The sequence below is a fragment of the uncultured Mucilaginibacter sp. genome (genome assembly GCF_903913935.1).
Lineage (GTDB): Bacteria > Bacteroidota > Bacteroidia > Sphingobacteriales > Sphingobacteriaceae > Mucilaginibacter.
Window position 1 is genome coordinate 1 of the sequence record NZ_CAIWNH010000433.1, and the last position, 9380, is coordinate 9380.

Below are 9380 nucleotides of genomic sequence, written 5' to 3' on the forward strand. Positions count from 1 at the left end.
AAAAACAATCTAAACGGTGATGTATTAACTGCTGCTATTTCGTACATGATTTTTCGTGTATTATTTGTTTTTTATTGCCATTCAAGAATGCTTCGCAATTAGAAATTTCTTTGTTTAGCCATAATATATACTGCAGCAGAAGTAGTGGCAGTATTTGCCACAGATATAGCCATACCGCTTTCCAGGGTTATTACGCGGTTGCCTGCCAAATCTAAATCGAATAAATAAGGCCCTAATGCGGCTAGTGATGCAAGTTGCGTAGTTCCGTTATTACCTGCACTTCCGGGGATTTGTATTTGCACAATTTTATTTTGCGCAGTAGATGTTGAGCCGATGTAAATGTCAAAGTTTACTGTTGCCGAACCAAGATTCCTGAAAAGGATGTCTGTTATAACGCTTGCGTTAGTGTTGCCTGTGGTTACCTGGGTAACCGTGTTTGCGGCCGTTCCAGAAGCAATGCTAACAGATGGATAGCTTTGAGTTAACGTAGCAAATGAAGTAGTATTTGATGAACTTGTCATAATGTGGTTTGATAAAAGTTGTAAGAGAAATTAGAGGATCCACCGCCAGCGGGCGGGTTTATCCATTGCGTATCGTAGTTTGTATTGGATGTTTTGGCGAGTATTTGCCCGGTGGTGCCTCCGGTCGGCAATATTTTGCCGGAGAGGGAAGTGACCTGTGCCTGCAATTTTCCGATGGCGGCAAGGATACTGTCAGTAGCTGTTACCGCCGAAACTGTGCCGAAGCTGATACCTGTAAGCAATACTGCCAAAACCCTCGCGGCAGTAAAATAAAGATGGGTGCTCCCTTCTGGAACAGCATCTGTACTACCTGGTGATGCAACTAACTGGATATAGGTTGAACCGCTCCAGCGGTATTCGTAATTGGTATCTATCGCAACATAAATAATATTGGCTGCTCCCGTTGCAGGGAAAACTGACAGGCTTGAAAATTCCTGCACCTCATCCACATAGGCCGGTAACTGGGCCGAAGGTACTTTGCCGCTACTGTCTAACGAAGCATATCCGTTTGGCTGGCCCCTGGTGGCGATGTTCTCTGGGGTATATCCCAGGGTGTTTTGTTTTGTAGCGAGGGCAGTTGCCATATTGGTATTGTCGACCGGCTGACCGGAGAGGTTGGCAAATGAGTTATCCTCCCATCCGGTATTAAAATCTGTACGGTCGGTTTTTACCAATATCTGGCCCGCTGTGCCGCCGGTTTGTATGCCGGTACCAATCAGCGAAATACCATCGCCCCAAACGCCGGCTGTTTTTGGCCCGTATAATACATAGGTGTTGGTATTGATATAAAAATTGCCGTTAATACCTGTGGTACTGTTCGACGGCACAGTGGTGCCAAATAAAATAGTGTTGCCATTGGTTCCGTTTGTGCCGTTGGCTCCCGCCGCACCTTGTGGTCCCTGCGGGCCTGTCGCCATGGAAAATACCTGTGCCCAGGCACCCGATGCTTTTTGGTAAAAGATACCGGTTAAAGTATTGATGTAGCTGTCGGAATTTTTGCCGGTGGATGATCCGGGCATACCGGCGCCATAAAGTAATGTGCCATCGGCGGCATTTGCTGCAGGGAGATTGTAAACCACCGTCCAGGTGCCGGATACCTTTTGTGCGAAGGACCCCGCAGACGTATTTACAAATACATCGCCATTATTGCCACTGGTGTTTTGAGGGAGCACAGTACCAAAGGAGATTTTAGCACCCGTACTCAGGTTTGCCTCTAAAAACTGAAGCAACAGGGTAAACGTGTATTGATAGTCGGTACTGCCATCTACTAGTACAGAAACGTCGGCCTCGCTGATGGAGGTGGCTACTGGTAGTTCGCTTATTTTTTTATCGGTTGGCATTATTTTGAGTTTTGTGATTGCACCGATTTGAAAAGGATTTCACCGTTTGGATATTTCTATATCCTGTAAAATTCTTTCAATCGTGCGCTGTGTTGTGTTTTTGTTAAATTAAGGGGTAGTCTTGATTCTCAAGCCTTTAGTCTCAAGTGGAATGCGAGCAAAAGCTGACTTGGGACTTCCGACTCAAGACTATTGACTTAACACTAGTTCATGAATTCAGTTATGGGCAGGTAACTATCGGCGCCTGAATGATCGAAACCGGATGGAAAGTTGAAGCTCGTGCGGTCGATACTGCGGATCCGCGGGCCCGACTGGCGGCTGCTTTTGTTTTTGCCGTTATATTGCCATAAAGGGAAGTCGGCTTTATTATCCCACAGGAACTTTTCCACCTCGTTGGCATGGGCATTGGCTACGCTGCGCTGTTGCTGCACCAGTTTTACAATATCTTTTGGCGCCACCGCGTCGCCCATATCGTGGTGTTTTACAACCGGACCTGTTGCCGTATAATGTACCGCATCGGCCTCAATAAACCTGGCGAAAGTGAAATAAACCAATGTTGGCAGCAGGCCCTCGTACAAAACAATGTGGCCGTATTTATCCAGGTATTCGCTACCATTTAGCAGGTCTTTATAAGGCTGTGGGGCTGTATCCTGCAGGGTTCCGTCGCTGTTAAAATGCTTGATGAAGTCGTAATACAAGGCATGACCCAAAAAAGGTTTCAGGTCCAGGTCCTGGGCTTTTTTGATGAAAACGTTAAGGCGCTCGGGCTTTATATTGACAGAGATATCCTCGTAATTTTGAAATGTGGTTTGATTGATGAGATAAATGGTGTTCATGGGGTTGGGTTGATTAAGTTGATTGAGTTGAATAGGTTGATTGAGTTAATAAGGGTGTCACCCTGAGGTTCTCGAAGGGTGCGCGTAAAGGCCTTTGCCCGCATGCTTCGAGAGCCTCAGCATGACAACGCACCTAACCCAACCCAATCATTTACTCTCTAACTAAAGACACATCGCTTCTGCCTCGGCCTGCTTAAAGCCGTAAACATAAACCAGCGTGGCTATTTTGTTTTGAGCAGGAAGATCAGCCAATAGCAATTGATTAATACTGCCACCGGCTTTGATGCCTGTAATATCATCGGATACGTTTGCCGGAACGGGCAGGATGTTCCAGTTGTCAGTCGGGTTAATATCCAAATAATAATTACTGAAAATTTCCGCGAAAGTTTCCGATAGTTCAATCCTTTCCGGCGCAGTATTGTCATTGAATTCACGGATAGCTATTTTCTTTTCGCCGCCGTTGCTTAATCCTGATGTGCCCTCTGAATTGATAAGTTCCTTTGGTACCGAAAATCCTTTAATGATACGGGCCTCGACCGATTTTTCAGTCGTTTCAAAAAGCTTGTCGTTGTTTTGGATAGAGTAGGGTTTAAACTCCGGTTTTGATGTTTCGTCTTCATACTCAATTACAATGATCTTTTGTGCGCTTTTTGCCCCCTGGAATGATCCCAGGTCTTTTTCCAACTGCGATGGCATATTGATATAAGGCAAATCATCGTTATCCGGTCGGCTGTTATCGGCTTCTTCCCTGCGGGCCTGCATAAAAAGCATGGTTGATGGTAAAAAGCCGGTGGTTACTTCGCGGTTGTTAAAGATCTTTATCCCGGCTTCGGTCTCAAAATCTTCCCAAACGGAATCTGCTTCAATCAACGGGTAATCATCCACTTCCGGGTTAAAGTAAAATAATTGCCCTTTGTATTTATCCCAGCCGCCTGAAGCTAATACCTGGTTTTTTATGGCCTGTTCGTCAGGATTGTATTTGTCAAGGAAGGTGATCTTGCTGCGCATGATGTTCTTCCAGCTCTTGCGTCCCCAGTCGGAGTAAACAGCGTATTTTTCTGCCGTGTCCGGGCAGTCACTATCTCCCAGGCGGATATCCTCAAACTTTACATAATTTACCGATACAATTTTAAAATTGGCATTGTAATTTACATGGATGCCGAAGCCGGTAAACAAAGCTTTATCGGTAGCTACCGCCTTTAACAGTTTAGCCAGCGTTAGGCCATTAGGGTTGATGATCTGTTTTCCCAGGCCCGGTTCTTCAAAACCATTTCCGCCTATAAACTTGGCCCTTTTGTTCCAGCAATCTTTAGCGGTAGGGGAGGCGGCTACCAGTTCGAGCATGCGTTGCGGATAAGCGTTATCCAGGTCGTAATTGAGTATGCCAAATGTTTGATTCGGGCGTACAAATATCCTCCGCTCTATTTGTGGCAGGTATGTTTTCATATTTTGTTGTTGTAATGTTGGAAGGTTGAAAAGTTGGAATGTTATTTTTCCGTTGGATATTCTTGCTGATCGGCTTGGTATGGGGTTGTTTCCGTTTCTTTTTTAATGCTCTCTGAAGAAACGTTTTCAAACATTTCAATCTTACAACTTTCCAACTTTTCAACAAACAGCCCGGCTATATGCGGATACTTTTCCAGGTACCATTCAGCCTCTTCATCACTCAGGTTATCGTTATCATGCACTGCATGCGATCCGGTTGCGAACTGGTGTTTGCCGGGTTTTAGGATGTATTTCTTTGTCATTAGTTTTTGGTTAATAGTGCATTGATCATAGTTCATACCCGAAGATTGGTTCATAGCGCACAGTAAAATTTGCATTCTACCATGAACTATGAACCATCAACGATGAACTAAGAAGCCACCAAAGCTTCAATTGCCGCAAGGGAGCTGGCGTAAGTGGCGGTGCCATTGGTCGGGGCGATGGATACAGCGCGTGGCGGGTAGGGCTCCCTTAATTTATCGGGATTGGTGAGTTTTAGCTTGTAGCCGCCATCTACCGTTTCATCAGCTGCGCTGCGTTCGGCATCGGTGAGGATCAAGCCATTTACCGCGCCAAACAATTCGATGGCCGAATCGCTGGAGTTGTAGTTGTTAATGACGATGGCGCGTGTACGGCCATAGCCCATAGCCATCAGCTGTGTTTTTATGTCGACAGAAAAACCGGCAATGTTAAAGTCTATTTCCTCGGTATAACGTGGCCCAACCGATGTTTTGGCTAGTTTGGATGAGGTGTTGAAACTGTTATTGGTGCCTTCGAATTTATATATACTGGCGGTGCCTACGGCGGTGATCCCGGTTACGATAAGCGGGTTGGCGGTATCAAAGGTGAGCGTGAAATCATCCTGGTTAAAGATGTAGATCACATCCTCGATACCAGCGGTTACAGGCGATGCAGTTCCTAAACTGAACCCTGCGTTTATTTTATTGTAGATTGACATGTTTTTTGTTGATTAGCCACCTCACCCCCTAAAGGGGGAATAGAGGTGGATGTAATTATAAAAGTGTGTTTAGTTTTTTTGCTCCCCCTTTAGGGGGCCGGGGGGTCTTACGCGCTTAGGTAAAATATCTCGTTGGCAAATTTGAAGTTAACGGCCGCTTTCATCCGGGCTTTCATGCGTACCACATTATCGTTGGTGTAAGGCTTCATGTAAACAGTTGAAAGTTCTGAAGCATCGCCCAATAAATCGACCCCTAAAAACAGGTTGGATGAGCGTGCGCCTAAAATGGTGTTTGCCTGCCAATGGTTCATGATCTGTAACGGGATACCCAGGTAATCCATCTTTTTCATGTCGGTAAAGGCATTGATAACGTTTAGCGCCTTGTTTGCCTGTGCCTGTGCGAAGGCGTAACCAACGTGTAAAGGAACCTGAAGGTTAAAATCGTCCTGGATACGGTCGGCAGGATCAAGCTGCGCATAAACGCCGCCCAAAACAGACAGCACATTGCTTACGTTGATGTAGCTGATTGTAGCCGCAGTTGATGTGCCGGTAAAAGTTGCTGCCAGGCGGCTGTTCACTTCGTTATAGTTTCGCACCAGTTTAAAAGAAGTGGCGCTTGCTATCTGGATGAAGTACGATTGCCCCTGAATTGAAATTCCCGGCGTACCGTTGGTAGTATCTTTGCTTGTACCGGTTACCGCGGTAATGGTTACTACATCGCCATCGGCTAAGGTTGAAGTATCTGATACGATTACCAGGCCGGTTGCGTCAATTGCGGTAGCGGCCATGGAAGTTGCCGGTTTACCCAAGCCAACTTTGTAAACGCCAGATGCGGCGGCGATGGACGGTAATAACCCCGGGAAAGATGCTGTAAAACTTGCTTCTTTGGTTGAGCCTTTACCCAGCCAATACAAACGCTCGTTGGCTATTTGTATTTTGGTGAGGTAACGCTGTACCATAAAGTCCGACAGGTCCACAACGCCTTCATAATCCAAAAAAGCGCCGGGTTTTAATGATTGTGCTTCCCAGCTCTGGATCAGCTTATCCCATTGTTCCTGTTTCATAAATTCGTACACTACCGGGTCGAGGTAGCTTTCGTTTTGCAGGGCAGTGGTTCCCTGGTCGTGGAAAATGCCCGATGGGTCTTGCAAAACTACGTTGTCGTCAACATCAAGGATCACCTTGCGGGCTTTAACGTCGTTAATAACGGTCAGCAATCCGCGCTTAACGGAATCAGCTTCCAAAAGCGTGCTGGCCATAAACCCGGCCAGCGCTTCGCCGGCATAGGTGTTGTTTGTAAATGTAAATTGAGCCATGTTTTGTTTAAATGGTTGTAATGTTTAAAAGTTGAAATGTTAGTAGCAGAAGCAGATTTTAGTAGCAGTTATAATTAAACTACCCCTACTTGGAGACCGCTTTCCTAACTGCATTTTGTGCCAATGCGGTTTGCGGTGCGAAGAAAGGAACAGGTTCAGTTTTTGCTTTATTGCTGCGTTTTGAGCCTTCAGGGCTGAAATCTGAACGGATGTCGTTCTTTACCTCTTCGCGTGTTTTTTTCAAACGAAGGTTTGCAGTTTCCAGGGCTTCTTTTGCTTCGTTTAACAGTGCATTTTGTGCATGTAGCTTTGCTTTGATGGATTGCAATTTGTTTTGAACGTCCATCGGTTTTTTTGAAGCTTTAAACTTGTCCGACGGTTCGCTATCGTCATCATCATCCGCGTCGGGATCTGCATCCGGGTCAGCTGCCGGTGGGACAATCTTTTGTACCTGGCCGCCCTGCACTGCTATTTTGCTGCCGCTTGCGGTGGTGTAGGTGTCACTGGCTGCGGGGCTGCTCATGTCTTCGTCGTTGTAAACTTCGGTGCCTTCGTCCAGTTCGCCGGCATGGTGCAGGGTGCCTTTGTCTGTAATGGTTTGTTTGTTTACTACCTTCTTAAAGAAGTTCATAATCTTATCCAAAACCGACGTGGTTTTTTCGATAAGTTCTTTGTTTTCGATGTTCATGTTGCTTTTTTTGGTTAAGATTTTGTTGATACAGCGCTGGTAAAATACCGGTGCCGTGTTTACATAGTTTTTAATAAGTGCGCTGTTGGTAATGTCGGCACTGTAGTCTTCTACCTGGTCAATAAAGCCCAGGTCGAGCGCCTGGTCGGCAGATAACCAGGTGACGGCGTTGATTAAGCTATTGATAGTAACGCCGTCCAACCCGGTTTTGTCTATATAGATCTGCGCCAAACGCGCCTGAACTATATTCAACATCTGCACATCTTTTAAAAGTTCATCAGCATTGCCGCCGGTGCCCACCATCGGCTTGTGGATCATCAGCAATGCATATTTGCTCATCACCACCTGCTTGCCACCCATGGCCACTATGGAAGCCGCCGAAGCCGCAAGTGCATCGATATAAGTGATGACGTTGCCATTATATTTTTTAAGCAGATCGTAAATGGCGATAGCATCAAAAGCGCTGCCGCCAACCGAGCTGATATGCACTTCCACATCCTGCCCGGCCGCTGCTTCCAATTGTGATTGTACATAGGTTGATGATAGGGTACCGGAGCCAATGCAATCGGTATCTGTGTCGTATAGGTATATTTTGTAACTCATAATTTTTAGTCGGGAGAGTCCGAAAGTCCGGAAGATGAATAAAAGGTTAAATAAACTGCTTGTTGAAGGCTGGGATAGCCAACGTTTGGCTAAATGTTTTTTATGCTGATTGGCATAATTCAAAGGTCAGATATTTCAAATAAGTGCTGACACTATTTTGTTAGTAGTTTTTTGTTTGGGTGATTTAATCCTAAAATCTTTAAATCCTGCGAATCTTAGTTCAGACAACTAATTAATTCAAAGGTCGGAACATTATTTCAAATAAGTGCTGACACTGTTTTGTCAGTAGTTTTTTTGTTTGGGGAGATGTAATCCTAAAATCCTTTAATCTTACGAATCTATGTTCAGACAACTGATTAAAACAAAGGTCGGAACAATATTTCAAATAAGTGCTGACACTATTTTGTCAGTAGTCTGAATTATTTTTTTAGGGTTTGTAAACAATTAAATGAGCCGATATGGTCCGATAAGAGCCGATTATGAGCCGATTACAATAAGGTATAATATGACCCTGGCCCGACACCTTGCCGTTCTATCAATTTTGCAGTGATCAGGTTATCAAGCATCCTTTTAACTGTAGAGTTAGAAACATTGAGCTTTTTGGATATTTCGCTGGTTTTTATTCCCGGATTGCTTTCGATTATATACAGCAGTTGCTTTTCTTTGACTGAAATTTTTTGCGCTACACCCTGCGCATCCAGTTTAATCAATAAAGCCTCTTGAATATTTCTAAGGCATGATAAAAAGAAGATAACCCATTCCGTTATATCCTCCCCCGGCCTTTGAGATTGGCAAGCTCTTAACACCCGGTAATATTCTGCTTTTTGGCTTTCGATCTCATGTTCAAAACTAACGTATCTGATCCACTGATAACCGTTTTGCCTTAACAGTAATGTGGCCAACAAGCGGCTAAGCCGCCCGTTGCCATCCTGAAAGGGGTGTATAGTTACAAACTCATAACAAAAAAGTGCGCATTTAATTAATGTATGAGTGTCATTATCGGTTTCATACCAAAAGACCATTTCCCTCATGGCATCCTCTGTAGGAAACCCGGGCGGCGTAGTGCTAAAAATGATCTGGGTTGTTCCATCAGGCAGATGAGCTTCAACAGCGTTTGTATGCTGCTTATAATTACCTTTATGCCATTCGTCCTTCGTGCTATATTTTAATAGCTGATTATGTAAATTCTTCAGGCCATTGTCGGATACGGGTATAGCTTGATAATTTTCATCTATCAAATCCAAAACTTCGAAATAGCCTACTACTTCCTGCTGGTCACGCTCCACCAACTTTGTAATGTCCATATTCCTTAAAAGAACATCGACTTCTTCGTCGCTTAGCTTTGAGCCTTCAATACGGGTCGATGCTCCAACGCTCCTAACCGTGGCAATGAATCTTAATTCCTTCAGGCTTTGACCCTCCCGCCGCTCAATAGCTTGCCATGATGCATCAAAACGATCAATTTCACTGATTAGATTAATCAGCTTCCAATTCAAATCCAGCGTTTCGGTATGTACATTAACCTTACTCATGATACAAATATAAAAATTTTTGCTTAATCATGAGCCGATAAGAGCCGATAAGAACCGATTATGAGCCGATAATCCTTATAAATATCCTCCCTTAGTATATT

At 44.7% G+C, this 9380-nt stretch carries 9 protein-coding genes; all 9 read right to left on the reverse strand.

All coding sequences use genetic code 11. The annotated features are described in order from the left end of the window. Positions 1–98: 98 nt before the first annotated feature. The gene (locus QZY09_RS17395) at positions 99–521 is read right to left on the reverse strand and encodes a hypothetical protein (RefSeq protein WP_295674429.1); all 423 of its coding nucleotides are present in this window, start codon (positions 519–521) and stop codon (positions 99–101) included. Further along, positions 518–1861, reverse strand: coding sequence for a hypothetical protein (locus QZY09_RS17400; RefSeq protein ID WP_295674432.1), 1344 nt, complete (start codon positions 1859–1861; stop codon positions 518–520). Before QZY09_RS17400 ends, QZY09_RS17395 begins: the two co-directional genes overlap by 4 nt. Before the next feature lie 203 nt (positions 1862–2064). Beyond that, on the reverse strand, positions 2065–2697 hold the full coding sequence (locus QZY09_RS17405; protein ID WP_295674435.1) for a hypothetical protein: 633 nt from the start codon (positions 2695–2697) through the stop codon (positions 2065–2067). A 162-nt stretch (positions 2698–2859) separates the two neighbouring features. Next, positions 2860–4143: a hypothetical protein gene (locus QZY09_RS17410; RefSeq protein WP_295674438.1), complete on the reverse strand. Its 1284-nt coding sequence runs from the start codon at positions 4141–4143 to the stop codon at positions 2860–2862. A gap of 41 nt (positions 4144–4184) precedes the next feature. Next, positions 4185–4445: a hypothetical protein gene (locus QZY09_RS17415; RefSeq protein WP_295674440.1), complete on the reverse strand. Its 261-nt coding sequence runs from the start codon at positions 4443–4445 to the stop codon at positions 4185–4187. 107 nt (positions 4446–4552) lie between these two features. Further along, a complete protein-coding gene (locus tag QZY09_RS17420; protein WP_295674442.1) occupies positions 4553–5140 on the reverse strand; it encodes a hypothetical protein in 588 nt (195 codons plus the stop codon). Positions 5141–5247: 107 nt separating this feature from the next. Further along, positions 5248–6456 carry a hypothetical protein gene (locus QZY09_RS17425; protein WP_295674443.1) on the reverse strand — a complete coding sequence of 403 codons (1209 nt, stop codon included), beginning with the start codon at positions 6454–6456 and terminating at the stop codon, positions 5248–5250. Between the two features lie 85 nt (positions 6457–6541). Next, positions 6542–7747, reverse strand: coding sequence for a head maturation protease, ClpP-related (locus tag QZY09_RS17430; protein WP_295674445.1), 1206 nt, complete (start codon positions 7745–7747; stop codon positions 6542–6544). A 488-nt stretch (positions 7748–8235) separates the two neighbouring features. Beyond that, positions 8236–9279, reverse strand: a complete 1044-nt coding sequence (locus tag QZY09_RS17435) for a Fic family protein (RefSeq protein WP_295674447.1) — start codon at positions 9277–9279, stop codon at positions 8236–8238. Positions 9280–9380 lie beyond the last annotated feature (101 nt).